This window comes from Rhizobium sp. YTUHZ044 (assembly GCF_051123975.1).
GTDB lineage: Bacteria > Pseudomonadota > Alphaproteobacteria > Rhizobiales > Rhizobiaceae > Rhizobium.
In genome coordinates, this window is sequence record NZ_CP101426.1 from 2,068,059 (window position 1) to 2,085,185 (window position 17,127).

14 protein-coding genes are annotated in these 17,127 nt (G+C 61.8%); 8 read left to right on the forward strand and 6 right to left on the reverse strand.

Annotation, left to right across the window (positions count from 1 at the left end; genetic code table 11):
• The 3 genes from NL154_RS10335 to NL154_RS10345 all read right to left on the reverse strand — a co-directional run bounded on the left by NL154_RS10335 (position 1) and on the right by NL154_RS10345 (position 3,046).
• Positions 1 to 201, reverse strand: coding sequence for a hypothetical protein (locus NL154_RS10335; protein WP_434734005.1), 201 nt, complete (start codon positions 199 to 201; stop codon positions 1 to 3).
• A gap of 46 nt (positions 202 to 247) precedes the next feature.
• Positions 248 to 1,717, reverse strand: coding sequence for a Fe-S cluster assembly protein SufB (gene sufB, locus NL154_RS10340; RefSeq protein WP_064705073.1), 1,470 nt, complete (start codon positions 1,715 to 1,717; stop codon positions 248 to 250).
• Between the two features lie 162 nt (positions 1,718 to 1,879).
• Complete coding sequence (locus NL154_RS10345; protein ID WP_434734006.1) at positions 1,880 to 3,046, reverse strand: cysteine desulfurase family protein; 1,167 nt, start codon at positions 3,044 to 3,046, stop codon at positions 1,880 to 1,882.
• A gap of 217 nt (positions 3,047 to 3,263) precedes the next feature.
• Here NL154_RS10345 and NL154_RS10350 point away from each other — a divergent pair, with 217 nt between their 5' ends.
• Positions 3,264 to 3,941, forward strand: a complete 678-nt coding sequence (locus NL154_RS10350) for an alpha/beta hydrolase (protein ID WP_064705075.1) — start codon at positions 3,264 to 3,266, stop codon at positions 3,939 to 3,941.
• Positions 3,942 to 4,002: 61 nt separating this feature from the next.
• Here the strand turns inward: NL154_RS10350 and NL154_RS10355 are convergent, their stop codons facing one another.
• Positions 4,003 to 5,115: an anhydro-N-acetylmuramic acid kinase gene (locus NL154_RS10355; protein ID WP_434734007.1), complete on the reverse strand. Its 1,113-nt coding sequence runs from the start codon at positions 5,113 to 5,115 to the stop codon at positions 4,003 to 4,005.
• A gap of 131 nt (positions 5,116 to 5,246) precedes the next feature.
• Between NL154_RS10355 and tyrS the strand changes: the two genes are divergently transcribed.
• On the forward strand, positions 5,247 to 6,503 hold the full coding sequence (gene tyrS, locus NL154_RS10360) for a tyrosine--tRNA ligase (RefSeq protein WP_434734008.1): 1,257 nt from the start codon (positions 5,247 to 5,249) through the stop codon (positions 6,501 to 6,503).
• 65 nt (positions 6,504 to 6,568) lie between these two features.
• Here the strand turns inward: tyrS and NL154_RS10365 are convergent, their stop codons facing one another.
• A complete protein-coding gene (locus NL154_RS10365) occupies positions 6,569 to 7,033 on the reverse strand; it encodes a hypothetical protein (protein WP_311043531.1) in 465 nt (154 codons plus the stop codon).
• A gap of 13 nt (positions 7,034 to 7,046) precedes the next feature.
• Between NL154_RS10365 and NL154_RS10370 the strand changes: the two genes are divergently transcribed.
• Positions 7,047 to 8,708 carry an alpha-amylase family protein gene (locus tag NL154_RS10370; protein ID WP_210631180.1) on the forward strand — a complete coding sequence of 554 codons (1,662 nt, stop codon included), beginning with the start codon at positions 7,047 to 7,049 and terminating at the stop codon, positions 8,706 to 8,708.
• A gap of 12 nt (positions 8,709 to 8,720) precedes the next feature.
• On the opposite strand, the gene NL154_RS10375 is transcribed toward NL154_RS10370, so the two are convergent.
• Positions 8,721 to 12,119: a hypothetical protein gene (locus NL154_RS10375; RefSeq protein ID WP_434734009.1), complete on the reverse strand. Its 3,399-nt coding sequence runs from the start codon at positions 12,117 to 12,119 to the stop codon at positions 8,721 to 8,723.
• A gap of 125 nt (positions 12,120 to 12,244) precedes the next feature.
• Between NL154_RS10375 and NL154_RS10380 the strand changes: the two genes are divergently transcribed.
• The 5 genes from NL154_RS10380 (at position 12,245) to NL154_RS10400 (ending at position 17,088) form a co-directional block, all read left to right on the forward strand.
• Positions 12,245 to 12,718, forward strand: a complete 474-nt coding sequence (locus NL154_RS10380) for a peroxiredoxin (RefSeq protein WP_210631178.1) — start codon at positions 12,245 to 12,247, stop codon at positions 12,716 to 12,718.
• Positions 12,715 to 13,542, forward strand: coding sequence for a ferritin-like domain-containing protein (locus NL154_RS10385; protein ID WP_210631177.1), 828 nt, complete (start codon positions 12,715 to 12,717; stop codon positions 13,540 to 13,542). The genes NL154_RS10380 and NL154_RS10385 overlap by 4 nt, the downstream gene beginning before the upstream one ends.
• Before the next feature lie 139 nt (positions 13,543 to 13,681).
• Positions 13,682 to 14,995, forward strand: a complete 1,314-nt coding sequence (locus NL154_RS10390) for a M23 family metallopeptidase (RefSeq protein WP_210631176.1) — start codon at positions 13,682 to 13,684, stop codon at positions 14,993 to 14,995.
• 157 nt (positions 14,996 to 15,152) lie between these two features.
• Positions 15,153 to 16,652, forward strand: a complete 1,500-nt coding sequence (locus NL154_RS10395) for a DEAD/DEAH box helicase (protein ID WP_210631175.1) — start codon at positions 15,153 to 15,155, stop codon at positions 16,650 to 16,652.
• A gap of 7 nt (positions 16,653 to 16,659) precedes the next feature.
• Entirely contained in the window at positions 16,660 to 17,088 is a 429-nt protein-coding gene (locus tag NL154_RS10400; protein ID WP_434734010.1) for an NUDIX domain-containing protein, read from the forward strand.
• Positions 17,089 to 17,127 lie beyond the last annotated feature (39 nt).

Sequence of the window (17,127 nt, forward strand, 5' to 3'; positions counted from 1 at the left end):
CTATCGCCAAATGAAACGGATGACACGGAAAACCGCGACAGTTATGAGCCAGAGCCATTCGAGGAATTCCGGAATTCCTTCAATGATCTTCCCCGGTTTTTCCATGCGCTGCTGGAGAAACACGTAAGGCTGCTCCGGCGGCTTTTCCGTTTCGTATCTTTGCTCGCGGGGGCGAATTTTCGCCAATATTTCGCCCCGCATATTCTCCAGACGTCCAAAAATACGCTATTTGTCCGTCTCGTTCATATCAACCGACCGAGCCTTCCAGCGAGATGCTGATCAGCTTCTGGGCCTCGACCGCGAATTCCATCGGCAGTTCCTGCAGGACTTCCTTGACGAAACCGTTGACGATCAGCGCGATCGCCGCTTCGGTGGGGATGCCCCGCTGCAGGCAGTAGAAAAGCTGGTCCTCGGAGATCTTCGAGGTCGTCGCTTCGTGCTCGAACTGCGCCGTCGAGTTTTTCGCCTCGATATAGGGCACGGTATGAGCGCCGCACTTGTCGCCGATCAGCAGCGAATCGCACTGGGTGAAATTGCGCGCGTTCGACGCCTTGCGGTGGGCCGAGACCTGGCCGCGATAGGTGTTGTTGGAAACGCCGGCCGCGATACCCTTGGAGACGATACGGCTCGACGTGTTCTTGCCGAGATGGATCATCTTGGTGCCGCTGTCGATCTGCTGATGGCCGTTCGACACGGCGATCGAGTAGAATTCGCCGCGGCTGTCGTCGCCGCGCAGGATGCAGGACGGATATTTCCAGGTGATCGCCGACCCGGTTTCGACCTGCGTCCAGGAAATCTTCGAGCGATTGCCACGGCAATCGCCGCGCTTGGTGACGAAGTTGTAGATGCCGCCCTTGCCTTCCTTGTCGCCCGGATACCAGTTCTGGACGGTGGAATATTTGATCTCGGCATCGTCGAGAGCCACGAGCTCGACCACGGCCGCATGCAGCTGGTTTTCATCGCGCTGCGGCGCAGTGCAGCCTTCGAGGTAGGAGACGTAGGCGCCCTCTTCCGCGATGATCAACGTGCGCTCGAACTGGCCGGTGCCCTTCTCGTTGATGCGGAAATAGGTGGAAAGCTCCATCGGGCAACGAACGCCCTTCGGCACGAAAACGAAGGAACCGTCGGTGAAGACCGCCGAATTCAGCGTCGCATAATAATTATCCGAGGTCGGCACGACGGAACCGAGATATTTGCGCACGAGATCGGGATGCTCGCGGATCGCTTCCGAGATCGACATGAAGATCACGCCGGCCTTCTTCAGCTCCGCCTTGAAGGTGGTGACGACCGAGACGCTGTCGAAAACGGCGTCGACGGCGATCTTCGGCTTCTCGACGCCGGCCAGGATCTCCTGCTCACGCAGCGGGATGCCAAGCTTCTCATAGACTTTCAAGAGCTCCGGATCGACCTCGTCGAGCGACTTCGGACCCGGCGCGCTTTTCGGCGCGGCATAATAATGGATGTCGTTGAAATCGATCTTCGGATAATTGACGCGTGCCCAGGTCGGCTCTTCCAGCGTCAGCCAGCGCCGATAGGCCTCGAGACGCCATTCCAGCATCCACTCCGGCTCCTGCTTTTTGGCCGAAATGAAGCGGATGATATCCTCGGACAGGCCCTTCGGCGCCTTGTCCATTTCGATGACGGTCTCGAAACCGTATTTGTACTGGTCCACATCGATCAGGCGCACCTGGTCGATCGTTTCCTGCACGGCAGCCATTTCGTTCTCCAATCTCGCCGGATACAAGGTCCGGCAGCTTGTAGCGTATGGGCAGTTGACTTGCCCCGGGCAAAATCCTTTGCCCTGATGTAGGAGGCCAAAAGGAACTTTTCAGCCCGATTGGCAAGCGGAAATTTGTGTTTCCGCAAGTTTATGAGGCGGTCAAGCCGCCTCGCCCGCCGACCTGCGCCGGCAGGCTATCTTCGCGAAGGCGGCAATCGCCCTATCGATATCCTCTTCCGTTGTGGAAAAGCCGAGCGAGATGCGCAGCGCCCCCAGCTTGGCGTCGCGCCCCATCGCCGTCAGCACATGGCTTTCGCCGACCTTGCCGGATGAGCAAGCAGAGCCCGCCGAAAGGGCAACGCCTTCAAGATCGAAAGCGATCTGCCCGGTCTCCGCCTTCAGGCAAGGGAGCGTGAAGAAAATCGTGTTGGCGACCCTCGGACCACCGGCGCCATGGATGATGACATCGGGCGCGGTAGCGTGCATGCCGGCTTCCAGCCTGTCGCGCAGCGCAGCAATCGCAGCGTTCCGTTCCTCAAGATCCTGAAGCACGGCTTCCGCCGCAGCTCCGAAGCCAATCAGCGCCAGCGAATTCTGTGTCCCCGACCGGTGACCCTTCTCCTGCCCGCCACCGCGGATCAACGCCTTCGGCATCAGCGCCTCGCCGCGCGCGATCAGTGCACCCGCCCCCTTCGGTCCACCGATCTTGTGAGAGGAGACGATGATGAAATCCACGCCGATGCGCTCGATCTCGATCGGCAGACGACCGGCCGCCTGCACGGCGTCGACCACAAAGAGACCACCGTGCGCCCGCACAATCCTGGCCGCTTCTTCGACCGGCTGGACAATGCCCGTCTCGTTGTTGACGAACATGATCGCGACCATCGGGAGGCCTGTCGATGTGTCATGGGCATCGAGCAATGCGGCCAGCGCTTGCAGATCGACGATACCGGCGTCCGTCACCGGGATCTCGGTCGTGCGGTCCTTCGGGAATCGGCCTCCCTCTCGTACAGCCAGGTGCTCGACGGCGGAAAAATAGAGATGGCCGAGCTGAAGCGGCGTGCGGCCCATGCGAAAATCCGGCGTCAGCACCAAGTTGGCGGCCTCCGTCGCGCCGCTGGTGAAGATCACATTGCCCGGATCGGTGCCGGCAAGAGCGGCCACCTTGCGCCGTGCGCCTTCGATGGCGGCGCGGGCGGCGCGGCCCTCCCCATGCACGCTGTTCGGATTGCCGAATATGTCAATGGCGCGCATGATCGCCTCGCGTGCTGCGGGATGCAGCGGCGCTGTGGCGTTCCAGTCGAGATAAAGGCGTGGCGGCGCCATGATCTTCAGTCCTGCGCTTGACGAGCTTGCTTCAGCGGCCGCGGTGCATTTTTCTTGAAATTTCCGCCGGGCTTGCCTTATGACACGTTCCACGAAGCGTGGATCGCCATGCAAGTTTCGAATTGTTCTAAACTGCGTTTTAGAAAAGCTGACAACGTTAGTCAAGTCATGTTGTCGTCCAACGCAGCGCGAACGCGAAATAAAACCCGGAGTACCAATGCCCGAAGTAATTTTCAACGGCCCAGCCGGCCGTCTTGAAGGCCGCTACCAGCCCTCCAAGGAAAAAAGCGCGCCCATCGCGCTCATCCTGCACCCGCACCCGCAGTTCGGCGGCACGATGAACAATCAGATCGTCTACCAGCTCTTCTACATGTTCCAGAAGCGCGGGTTCACGACGCTGCGTTTCAATTTCCGGGGCATCGGCCGCAGCCAGGGCGAATTCGATCATGGTGCCGGCGAATTGTCCGACGCCGCCTCCGCGCTGGACTGGGTGCAGAGCTTGCACCCCGATTCCAAGACCTGCTGGGTCGCCGGTTATTCCTTCGGCGCCTGGATCGGCATGCAGCTTCTGATGCGCCGGCCGGAAATCGAGGGCTTCATGTCGATCGCCCCGCAGCCGAATACCTACGACTTCTCCTTCCTGGCGCCCTGCCCCTCTTCCGGCCTGATCATCAACGGCGAGGCCGACAAGGTGGCGCCGGAAAAGGATGTCAATGGTCTGGTCGAAAAACTGAAGACCCAGAAGGGCATCCTCATCACCCATCGCACGGTCGCCAACGCCAACCACTTCTTCAACGGTCAGGTGGAGACGCTGATGAGCGAATGCGAGGATTATCTCGACCGTCGCCTCAATGGCGAACTGGTGCCAGAGCCGGCGGCCAAGCGGATCCGCTGACCGGCAGAGCACCGACGTCTGCCACCGCCATCGTCACGACGCACTGGGGTTCTTTCGCCTGTCACGGCGTTGCCAGCACGCCGCCGCTGACGGGAGCCGCAACTCCCGTCGTGCCGGGAAAGGTCAGCGGCAGCCCGTCCAGCGAGCGTACGGCGAGATAAGCCCAGGCTTCGGCCTCCATCGCATCGCCGTCGAAGCCCGCGGCCTCGGCGCTCAACACTCTCGATCCCTCGGCCATCGCCGAGAGCTCGGCCATCAAGGTGCCGTTCAGCCGCCCGCCGCCGCAGACGATATAGGCCGAGGGACGTTCGGGCAGAAATCCGGCGGATTTGACGATCGATGCTGCGGCGACATGCGCAAGCGTCCTGGCGCCGTCTTCGAGGCTCGCCTCATCAGGCCGAAGCGGCGCGAAATCGCCGCGATCGAGCGACCGACGGATATTGCCGCGGAAGAACGGGCTGTTCAGATAGCGCTCGGCCAAGGCGGGGACGACCGTGCCGCGCCCGCCGATCTCCCCGCCGGGATCATAGGGTCTGCCGGTCCGCATCTCTATCCATTGGTCGATCAGCGTATTGCCCGGGCCGCTGTCGAAGGCGGCAATCCGGCCGTCAGCGTCGATATAGGTGAGGTTGGAGATGCCGCCGATATTGACGAAGCACACCGCCTCTCCCGCCTGCTGCAGTTTTCCCGCCAGTGCTGCGTGATAGGCCGGCACCAGCGGCGCACCCTGCCCGCCATGCACCATGTCGTTGGCACGCATGTCGTAGACCACTGATACGCCCGTCCGGCGCGCCAATTCCCGGCCGTCGCCGATCTGGATCGTCAGCCCATCGTCAGGACGATGCAGCACCGTCTGACCGTGAAAGCCGAGGACATCGACGGCACCGGCTGAGAGCCCGTAACGCTCCAGAAATGCCGTAACGGCAAGAGCATGCCGTTCGGTCAGCTCGAGTTCGATTTCGCGGAGTTCCGCGGGCCGCTCGCGCCGGTTGGTCAGCGGCCGCGCCAGTTCCAGCGCCCGTTTGAGACGCCCGCGAAAATCGGCCTCATAGGGCACGCCGAGGAAGGGCCCGCGCTCGATGAAGCCGCGGCCGTCGGTCCTGATGAGCGCGACATCGATTCCATCCATTGACGTGCCGCTCATCAGTCCAATCGCGGTTCTGACCACATCCATGAGGCTTGTCTCCCATGCGATTCCCGGATGCACTTTTGTAAAAACAGTGCTAAACGCGCCGCGACAGATCAACAACAACGAAGTTGCGTGAAGCCCGGTGGGCGCAGCGCAGGCACGAAGAGACGAAAGCCATGTCCGAGTTCAAGTCCGATTTCCTCCGCACGCTGAAAGAGCGCGGCTTCATTCATCAGGTTTCCGATGAAAGCGGCCTCGACGACCTGTTCGCGAAGGAGGTCGTGACGGCCTATGTCGGCTACGACGCAACGGCGACGAGCCTGCATATCGGCAATTTGATCTCCGCCACCATGCTCCACTGGCTGCAGGAGACCGGCCACCGGCCGATTGCGCTGATGGGCGGCGGCACCTCGATGGTCGGCGATCCCTCCTTCCGTGACGAGCAGCGCAAGCTTCTGACGCCGGAGGCGATCTCCGCCAACATCGAGGGCATCAAGAAGATATTCTCGCGCATTCTGCGCTTCGGAGACGGCCCGACCGATGCCCTCATGGTCAATAATGCCGACTGGCTGATGAAGCTCAACTATGTCGAATTCCTGCGCGATGTCGGCCGGCATTTCTCGGTCAACCGCATGCTCTCCTTCGACAGCGTCAAGCTGCGCCTCGACCGCGAGCAGTCGCTCTCCTTCCTCGAGTTCAACTACATGATCATGCAGGGCTACGACTTCGTCGAGCTCAACCGCCGCTACGGCTGCCGCCTGCAGATGGGCGGTTCGGATCAGTGGGGCAACATCATCAACGGCGTCGATCTCGGCCATCGCATGGGGACGCCGCAGCTCTACGCGCTGACGACGCCGCTTCTGACCACGAGCTCCGGCACCAAAATGGGCAAAACCGCCTCCGGCGCCGTCTGGCTGAACGAGGATGTCTTCAGCCCCTATGATTTCTGGCAGTATTGGCGCAACACCGAGGATGCCGATGTCGGCCGCTTCCTGAAGATCTTCACCCGCCTGCCGCTCACCGAGATCGCCAGGCTCGAGGCCCTTGGCGGCGCCGAAATCAACGAGGCGAAGAAGATTCTCGCCACGGAAGCGACCGCGATCGTCCACGGTCGCGAGGCGGCCGAAGCGTCCGCCGAAACGGCCCGCACCACCTTCGAGGAAGGCCGCGTCGCCGAAAACTTGCCTTCGGTCGAGATCCCGGCCACCGAACTCGACGGCGGCATCGGCCTGCTCTCGCTGATGGTCCGCGCCGGCCTTGCCGGTTCCAACGGCGAGGCCCGCCGCCACGTCCAGGGGGGCGCAGTGCGCATCAATGACGAGGCTGTCAGCGACGAACGCCGCCTGATCGGCAGCGGCGAAATCACCTCCGACGGCGTCATCAAGCTCTCCCTCGGCAAGAAGAAGCACATCCTGATCCGCCGCGCGGCCTAGGTTGCTTCAAACCGAACGGATCTTTGAAGCCGGCGCCCCGCGCCGGCCTTTCCTTTTGAACGTGATCAGTCAGCTCGCCAGCCGTATTCCGCGTCCTTTTGTTTCGTCTCGCGAAAGAGCGATCCGGGCGGATTGACGTCCGAAGTGGGCCTTACGCGCGACCACCAGCTGATCGAGAAGATCGGCGGCGTCATCTTTGCGTCGAGGGGAACCAGCAGCACATGCTCAGAGGGGGTGCTCTTCACCGGCTTCAGCCGTCCGCCTTTTTCTGCAGAATTCGAGGCCTCGCCAACTGTCACGGCCATCATGGTGGCCGATAGGAAAGAGACCGTCCGAGCGCACTGCATGGCATCCTCCGACATTGCACCGATCGCTGTTGCAGCTGGCACCCACATTACATCAGAATTATCTAAAATAAGCAAAGCATCAATGACCAGCCTGTCGCTATAGGTCGGAATTATCCAACTGGCCGCGCACAATATCGCCTTGCGGAACATTTTCCGCCCGACGGGATTTGCGACCAGATGCATTTGGAGCGCCGGCATGATCAACGACCTCTGGTATAAGAACGCCGTCATCTACTGCCTGTCCGTCGAGACCTTCATGGATGCGAACGGCGATGGCGTCGGTGATTTTCAGGGCCTGATGCGCCGTCTCGACTATCTCTCCGGCCTCGGCGTGACGGCAATCTGGCTCATGCCGTTCCAGACTTCGCCCGGTCGCGACGATGGCTACGACGTCTCGGATTACTATAATGTCGACCCGCGGTATGGCTCGCTCGGCGATTTCGTCGAATTCACCCATGGTGCCAAACAGCGGGGCATACGGGTGTTGATCGATCTGGTGATCAATCACACCTCCAAGGATCATCCCTGGTTCGAAGACGCCAGGAGCGATCCGCATTCACGCTATCGCGATTGGTACGTCTGGTCAGACAAAAAGCCTGCAAACTCAGATCAGGGCATGGTCTTCCCGGGCGTCCAGAAGACGACCTGGACCTATGACGAAAGAGCCAAGGCCTATTATTTCCACCGCTTTTACGATCATCAGCCCGATCTCAACACGTCCAATCCCGAAGTGCAGGCCGAGATACTCAAGATCATGGGCTTCTGGATCCAGCTCGGCGTCTCGGGCTTCCGGATGGACGCCGCCCCCTTCATCATCGCCACCAAGGGCGCCGAGGTCACCAAGCCGGTCGAGCAGTTCGAAATGCTTAGGAAATTTCGCGAATTCCTGCAATGGCGCATGGGAGATTCCATCGTGCTGGCGGAGGCCAATATCCTGCCGAAGGACAATTTCGAATATTTCGGCGACGATGGCGATCGCATGCAGATGATGTTCAATTTCCAGGTCAATCAGACGCTGTTTTATGCTCTCGCCACGGCCGACACGCGGCCTCTGAAGAAAGCGATGGAGGCCACGAAGCCGCGCCCGGCGACCGCGCAATGGGGGCTGTTCCTTCGCAACCACGATGAACTTGATCTCGGTCGCCTGACGGATAAGCAGCGCGACGCGGTATTCGCCGCGTTTGGACCCGAGAAGGGCATGCAGCTTTATGACAGGGGCATTCGCCGGCGCCTGGCACCCATGCTCGGCGGCGACCGTCGCAGGATCGAGTTGGCCTACAGCCTGCTGTTCTCGCTGCCCGGAACGCCGGTCATCCGCTACGGCGATGAAATCGGCATGGGCGATGATTTGTGCCTGCCGGAGCGCAATTGCGCGCGCACCCCGATGCAATGGTCGAGGGAACCGGAAGGCGGTTTCACCAAAAGCGCGAAGCCCGTTTCGCCCGTTATCAAAGACGGCCCCTACGGCTTCGAACATATCAACGTCGCCGTCCAGCGGCGCGACCCCAATTCGCTCTTGAACTGGACCGAGCGGATGATCCGGATGCGCAAGGAGGCTCCCGAGATCGGTTGGGGCGATTTCTCAGCGGTCGACACAGGTGACGACGGCGTCCTGGCGCTGCGTTATGACTGGCGCGGCAATTCGGTGCTGATCCTGCACAACCTGCATCCGCACCCGATGGAAGTGACCTTCGATCCTAATGTTGGTGAACTCGGGCGATCGCTGATCGATATTGCCGATGGGGCAAGTAGCGAAGCCGACGACAAGGGGCGCCATACGGTCATGCTCGATGCCTATGGCTACCGCTGGTATCGGGTCGGCGGCCTCGACTATCTCCTCAGGCGGAAGGATATTTAATCTTGCTTTCCCTCACTGGAATTCGAAAATCTGCCGGAAGACTCCCGGCGCAATGATCGACAGCGGATTGATCTGCAGGTTCGGCTGGTCGAACTTGCCGGTGAGCTTGAAGGTGATGCCGATCAGACCGCGGTCGCTGCCATTTCCGAGGATGACGCCGATCAGAGGCAGTTCGGCAAAGAGGCGATTGAGGCCGTAGGCCGGCATGAAGGTGCCGGTCATATCCATATTGCCTCGGCGGTCGCGGACCACGCCCTGGAAGGTCGCGCCGATCTGGTCGCCGCGCAGCACGCCGTTCTCGATACCGACCATGCCGTTGCGCGAGACGATGCGGGCAAAGCCGCGCTGGAAGCGTTGCGACGAGGTATCGATGTCGCGTTTGACCGCCTCATTGAGGCTGCGCTGCTCGTTGCCGACAGGTGTTGAGACGATGGAACGCAGGCGCTGTTCGTTGACGATCGAGAAGCGGCGCACATCGAGCGAGCCGTCCCATCCGCCCTGCGGCGAAAGCCGGATCGCCAGGTTGAGCAGGCCGCCCTGCATGTGCTGATAGAGATCGGCAAAACGTGACACCGCACCGGCATCGCCGCTGGTGATATTGATGAGACCGCCGTCCTTCATCTGGCTGACAACGGCCTCGCCGCTGTCCGTGATGCCGGAAAAATTCAGCGTCTGCAGCTTGTCGCCGCGCAGCGACACCTGCGCCTGGAAATTGCCGACCTTCTCATCGTTGAAGCCGACGACATTTTTCAGTCTGGCGCGCACCGACACGCCGGTGTTGTCGTTGTCGCCGTCCTCGCCGCCCTCCGAGCCCGATTTCAATCGCGCGATGACCGGCCGCGCATCGGCGCTGTCGCCCGAAACGGAGACGTCGAAATTACCCTTGCTGCGCTTGACCGACAGAGCGAAATCGTCGAGCGAGGAGAGCCGAACGCTGTCGAAATCCGCGGAGAGAAGGCCGGCCTTACCGACAACAAGCGATCCGCTGGCACCGAAGCCGTCGCCCTTCAGCCGGAAATTCTTGATCTCAGTATTCTCGGGCGGGCCGGACATCTCGAATTCCGCGGAGGCGGCAATGCCGCTGCCTTTCGACCAGCCGATCCACGGCAGGTCGAGCATCGATTTGGTGAGGTCGAGCTGAACGTCTTGCCGGTCGTCGTCGATCCGCGTCATCACCATCTTCAGGTTGCCCCTGACGATATCGGAAAGCCCGGGCATCACCTTGCTGCGCTGCTCATCGGAGAGCGTGGCCGTGATCACGCGCTGCCGCTCAACGCCGGACGACGACTCGACCGGCTCGGTCAGGTCGATGTCGGCGGGAATGCCGTCGATCTCACCCTTGGCGTCGAGCGTAATCTGCTTCGGATCGCCATTCAGCATGCCGCTGACATTGCTGATCGTGCGGCCGGAAAACGGCTTGGCAAGATCGACGTCAGCGAGCTTCATGGCGGCCTTCCACTCAGCCGGCGGCGGGTTTTGTGACGACAGCAGTCCGAAATGCGCCTTCACATTCGCGTCGATGTGCCCCTTGAAATCGTCGGGCGTAAAGCCGGCGCGCTGCAGCACCCGAATCGGCTTGTAGGTCAGGAGCTCGCCTATGGCGTCCGCCGCACCCGATACCGCCAGGTCGATATCGGCCATGAGCGGTTTGTCGTAGGCGGACGGTATGACGAACGTTCCCTGCCCGAGGTCGACGGACCGGCCGGAGGGGAAATAGGACACGCCGCTCTTGATCGAAATCGTTGCAACGGGACCGGTCAGGTCGAAATGCGCCGCCGTATCGCGGACCGGCGGAATGTCGCCGGCAACGTTCATCCGCGCACCGGCAATATCGAAGCCGATGCGGATCTGACTGGCATCGAGCTTCAATCCTTTGCCGCCGGCTGCCTCGTTGAGCCGACCGAAGGGGATGAAGACGGAGATGGCGGCGTCAGTGACGGTGCCGCCAAAGAGATTGCCGTGAACCCATGCGCGCACCTTGGGCGCCATCCAGAACGGCCACAGCTGCTTGATCGCCGTCGTCTGCAGCTCTCTGGATTGGCCGGCAAAGCTGATTTCCGGCGATTTGTCGCCGAGCCTGACGTGCAACGCCCCGTAAAGTGCGCCGAGCGGGCTGGAGACGGTCATGTTGGGAAACAGGAATTCCCGGCCGGCGACCAGATAGCGTCCGGTCGCCTGGATGTCGAAAGCAACAGGCTGTTCGCCGGAGCTGCTCGGGGCGGCGGTGCCGCCGCTGACGAGCAGATCGATACCGAAGCCCTTGCCGGCTTTGGGATCGAGTTTGTCGAGATCGATCAGCGCGCCGTTAAGGGGCAGTATGGTCGCGCCAAACCGGGCGTTCGACCGAGCGATCTCCAGCGTCTGCTTGGCGAAATCGTAGGTGAGGTTGATTTGCCCGCCCGACAGTTCCTGCGGATCGCCGTCCGCATAGATCAGACCGGGATCGACGTCGATCGTCGCCGCGAGCGCCGGCTCGACGCCATCGCGCGCCCTGGTCGCCGACACGGTCAGATCGGCAAAGGCACTGAGCCCCTGCCGTATCGCACCCTGATCATTGCGTTTCAGCGCAAATGGCGTCAGGTCCGCATGCTCGAGCGTCGCCACCACCTTCGACACCTGGCCGTTTTCCTTCTCGGCCAGCACGTCGAGTTCCGCCACCTCGCCGTTGAGCGCAACTTCGCCTCTCAATTGCAGCGAGGATGGCCCGGCATGAGCGAACACCAGATTGTCGACGACGAGCGACAGCGGGCCATTCGCCGTATCGGCAAGCTTGATGTCAATGCCGGAGATGCGCACGGAATTCGTCGAGCCGCGCGTCACGATGCTGTCGAACATGTCGAGTTGCTCGAAGATCGTCTCCATCGCCGCCGGCATGGCGTCGATGCGCAGATCGTCAAGCTTGACCGGGTTGCCGGAGGGCAGAAGCGCGGTGTCGAGCGCGATATCCTCCGCTTCGATATCCGCGACGGCGATACGGCCGCGGAAAAGCTGCAGCGGATCGAGGCCCAGGCGCACCGAACCCGTCGTCGACAGGTGCTGGCCGCTTTTCTGGTCGATCATGTTGACGTTGCGCGCTTCCAGCGCCAGCCGGAAGTCGGAGGTGAAACGGATAACGGTGGAGCCGACTTCGGCGCGGTAACGCGGTCCCGCCACGCCATCAAGCGCCGCCTGCGCCTGCTGAGACAGCGGCTTGTCGAACATGCCGCTTTCGATGGTGAACACGATGGCAGCAATGATGAGGAGAATCAGTGCGAGAAAAACTGACGTCAGCTTCGCCGTCCGGCGCATCGGCGAACGCGGCGGCGGGCAATGAACGATGATCGGATCCTCGGCCTGAGCGGACGGCAAGCGGTCCAGCGCAACGATATCCTTCTTGCGAAACGTGACCTTTTCGCCGCGGATGGCTGACATGCGCCTTCGGGCTCTCCCATAAATCGAAGAATTGAACCCGGCCATGCTGGACGGGTTTCCGTCCACTATATAATTCGGGGACGGAGAGTGTCATCCATAAACCCGGCAAAAGAAAGGTTTTCCCAATGGCGGTTCCCGGCATCGGTGCCCTGGCCCCCGACTTCAATCTCCCCCGCGATGGCGGCGGCCGTGTGTCGCTTTCGGATTTTCACGGCAGGCCGCTCGTTATCTTCTTCTACCCCAAGGACGACACGACGGGCTGCACGGCCGAATCGCTGGCTTTCACAGCGCTGGCGCCGGAGTTTGAAGCAGCAGGTGCTGCCGTTGTCGGCATGTCGCCCGATTCGGCAGCCTGCCATGACAAGTTCATCAAAAAGCATCGTCTTTCGGTCGCGCTCGCCTCGGATGAGGACAAGACGACGCTGCAGGCCTATGGCGTCTGGAAGGAAAAGAGCATGTACGGCCGCAACTTCATGGGCGTCGAACGCACGACTTTCCTTATCCGCCAGGATGGCACGATCGCGACAATCTGGCAGAAGGTGAAAGTACAGGGCCATGCCGAGACCGTCCTGGAGGCCGTCAGGAATCTGGCCGCGTGACCGGTGATCTCGCGATAAGCTCGCTGCGCGGCGGCGCTATCGACGCCATCCGCTCGGCCGACCTCGACCGCAAGACCGCCCTTGCGCAGGAAAGCGCCACCCGCTGGTTCGCCCGCCGGGTGTCGCTGCGATCACCGCTCGACGGAGCCCTGCCGGAGAGGCCTGGCCGGCCCGAGAGACCGGTGCTGACACCGCCGACCCACGTGGAGAAACGCTCGCTGCACACGCTGAAAGGCCGCATTGCCCTCCTCCATGCCATCGCCCATATCGAGCTCAACGCCGTCGATCTCGCGCTCGATATCGTCGCGCGATTCGCGACTGAGCCGGTGCCGAATTCCTTCTTCGACGGCTGGATGCAGGTCGCCTTCGAGGAGGCGAAGCATTTCCGCATGGTGCGCGCCCGCCTCAACGATCTCGGCGCCGATTACGGCGATCTTCCCGCCCATGACGGGCTGTGGCAGGCGGCCCATTCGACACGCAACGACCTGACGGCAAGGCTCGCCGTCGTGCCACTGATTCTCGAAGCCCGCGGTCTCGACGTCACGCCATCGCTGCAGGCGAAGATGCGTGAGACCGGCGATCTCGAAAGCGCTGCGGTGCTTGATGTCATCTACAACGACGAGAAAGGTCACGTCGCCGTCGGCGCCAAATGGTTTCGCTTCCTCTGTGCGCGGGAGAAGCGCGATCCGGCGAAGGCCTTTCAGGAACTGGTGCGCGCCAATTTCCGCGGGCCGCTGAAGCCGCCTTTCAACGATCTCGCCCGCGCCGAGGCCGGGCTGACGCCATCCTTCTACCGCTCCCTGGCATCGATCAGCCATGCGTGAGAACATTCCGGTGAGGACGCTGTAGCACCTGGAATTGATGCACCATTTCGACCCGCATAACGGCAGAGTAAGCGTTCATTAACCATAAACGTGTCTAATTTTCCGAAAGAGGCGTGGAGCATCAATCGGGAGAGCCTGCGTGAACGGCGGACATCAGCACCGGGTATTCGGCAGGCGGGCGCAGGAGCATATTCTCATCCTGGCAAGCGGTGACAAGGTCCGCCACATGACGGTCCGGCCGTGGATGGCCGCCCTCGCATTCTGCTTCGTCGGCGTCTTTTCCATCGGCTATCTCCTGGCGACCTCCTATCTCGTGCTGCGCGACGACCTGATCGGCGCCACCATGGCGCGCCAGGCCCGCATGCAGCACGACTATGAGGACCGCATCGCCGCCCTTCGCGCCCAGGTCGATCGCATCACCTCCCGCCAGCTTCTCGATCAGCAGGTGGTGGAAGACAAGGTCGACAAGCTGATGGAGCAGCAGATGGCGCTCACCTCTCGCCACGGCAAGCTCGACAACCTGCTCGACCGTGCCGAAAGCTCCGGGCTCACGGACAAGGACAGCGCGCCGTCTTCGCCTGCGCAATCCTATGCCCCCGCCATCAAGGACAAGCGCGCTTCGCTCGGCGAAAGCGGCATCGAGGCGATCGAGAAACAGCTGGCAGGCGGCGCACCAGCCGACGCCACTCCCGACAATACGACCCTCGCCTACGTCCCGGCCACCGAGACGGTCGGCGACCGCGCCGACCGCATCTTCTCCAAGGTGACGCTGTCGCTGAAGGATGTCGAACAGGACCAGCGCAACCGCGTCGAGCAGCTGACGAGCGACGCCGGCAACGCTGCCAACGCCATCGAGAGCGTGCTGACCCGGTTCAAGATCGCCATGCCCGAGACCGCAGCCAAGCAGGACTTGGATGACAGCGCCGTCGGCGGCCCCTATGTCGAGCCGGAGAGCAATGACGATTTCAACAATTCGCTGATCGCTCTCGACGGCGCACTGACACGGCTCGAAGCTGTACGCAGCACCGCCGAATCCCTGCCCTTCCGCAACCCCGCCGTCGGCAAGGAAATGACCAGCCCCTTCGGCAACCGCCGGGACCCTTTCCTCGGCCGCCTGGCGCTGCATTCCGGCATAGACTTCCGCTTTTCGCCGGGCGAAAAGATCCGCCCGACGGCGCCGGGCAAGGTGATATCAGCCGGCTGGACAGGCGGTTACGGAAATATGGTCGAGATCGATCACGGCAACGGCATCTCGACGCGTTACGGCCACATGTCCCAGGTCCTGGTCACGGCCGGCGATACTGTCGACCGCAACGACGTCATCGGCCTTGCCGGCAGCACCGGCCGCTCGACTGGCACGCATCTGCATTATGAAGTGCGCCAGAACGGCCATGCGGTCGATCCAGTATATTTCATGAATGCAGGCCTTAAACTCGCCACCTATATCAAGTAATACCCGCCTGGTAACCAAAGCTTCACTCTGCACGGGGTGCGGCCTTTGTATTTCTTGACTTGCCGGCCATTCGGGGCTATGTCGCGCTGCATTGCGGCATGCAATCCCGCCGACTCGTTCAGAGCTCGGCCGAACCGGAACGGAAACTGTTTTCCCTTTGACGACATTCGCTGACCTTGGCTTGAGCCAAAAAGTGCTATCCGCTGTCACAGACGCGGGCTATACGATCCCCACACCTATCCAGGCGGGGGCTATTCCCTTTGCGCTCGAGCGTCGCGACATTTGCGGCATCGCGCAGACGGGCACCGGCAAAACGGCATCTTTTGTCCTGCCGATGCTGTCGCTTCTTGAAAAGGGCCGCGCCCGCGCCCGCATGCCCCGCACGCTGATCCTCGAGCCGACGCGCGAACTCGCCGCCCAGGTTGCCGAGAATTTCGAGAAATACGGCAAGAACCACCGCCTCAACGTCGCCCTCCTGATCGGCGGCGTTTCCTTCGAGGACCAGGATCGCAAGCTCGAGCGCGGCGCCGACGTTCTGATCTGCACGCCCGGCCGCCTGCTCGACCATTTCGAGCGCGGCAAGCTCTTGATGAGCGGCGTCGAAATCCTCGTCATCGACGAAGCCGACCGCATGCTCGACATGGGCTTCATTCCCGATATCGAGCGCATCGCCAAGCTCATCCCCTTCACCCGCCAGACGCTGTTCTTCTCGGCGACCATGCCGCCGGAGATCCAGAAGCTGGCCGACCGGTTCCTGCAGAACCCGGAGCGCATCGAAGTGGCAAAGCCCGCTTCGGCCGCAAAGACCGTGACGCAGCGCTTCGTCGCCTCGCACAGCAAGGATTACGAGAAACGCGCGGTTCTGCGTGAACTCGTCCGTGCACAGACTGAGCTCAAGAACGCCATCATCTTCTGCAACCGCAAGAAGGATGTCGCCGATCTCTTCCGTTCGCTCGAACGCCACGGCTTCAACGTCGGGGCGTTGCATGGCGACATGGACCAGCGTTCCCGCACGACGATGCTGCAGAATTTCCGTGACGGCAACCTCCAGCTGTTGGTGGCCTCCGACGTTGCCGCCCGCGGTCTCGACATTCCCGATGTCAGCCATGTCTTCAATTTCGACGTGCCGATCCACTCCGAGGACTATGTCCACCGGATCGGCCGCACCGGCCGCGCCGGCCGCTCCGGTGCCGCCTTCACTCTCGTCACCAAGCGCGACACGAAATTCGTCGACGCGATCGAGAAGCTGATCGGCGAAAATGTCGAATGGTTGAATGGCGACCTGAACTCGCTGCCACCGGCGGAAGAAGGCAAGGACAGCGACCGTCCGCGCCGCAACGGACGCGAACGTGGCGACAAGGATCGCGGGCGCGGACGCGGCAGGCACAGTGCTGCGAGTCATAAATCTGATAACGACATACAGGATAGTGACGTCCAAGTGATCGCAGCAGCACCAGCAAAGGCCGAAGTCGTGAAGAACGAGCGCAAAGCAGAGCAGAAGCCGCAAAACAATGCGCGCAACAATCGGCCCTATCCGGCAAATGACGACAGCCGCGACCGCCGCCGTCATCGCGATCACGACGACGGGCCGACCCCGGTCGGTTTCGGCGACGATATCCCCGCCTTCATGCTGATCGCCGGCAGCGCCAAGGTCTGAGCATCCCATGGGTAAGCCTGGCGTCGACTTCCCGGGCCTTGGGGTCGGTTTGGTGATTCTGCGCCAGGGCAGGATCCTTCTCTATAGGCGCATACGCCCGCCTGAAGCCGGCTACTGGAACATCGTCGGCGGCAAGGTCGATCACATGGAGCCGGCTGAAGAAGCTGCGCGCCGCGAGGCCGAAGAAGAAACCGGCCTCACGATCGGCGGGATTGAGCGCATCGGCATGACCGAACAAATCATCGATGCCGACCGCCAGCACTGGATCTCCATCCTGTATCTCGCGCGCGACGTCGATGGCGAGCCGCAATTGACCGAGCCGGACAAGCTTTCGGATTTCGGCTGGTTTCCCTTGACTGATTTGCCCGAGCCGCTGTCAGCCTTCACCAAGGCGGCGATCGCTGCCTTGCCGCCAGGCTTGAGCTTTCCGGGTTAGATTGAAGCATTCTGCCGGAGCACGGAAAAGCTCTAGCCC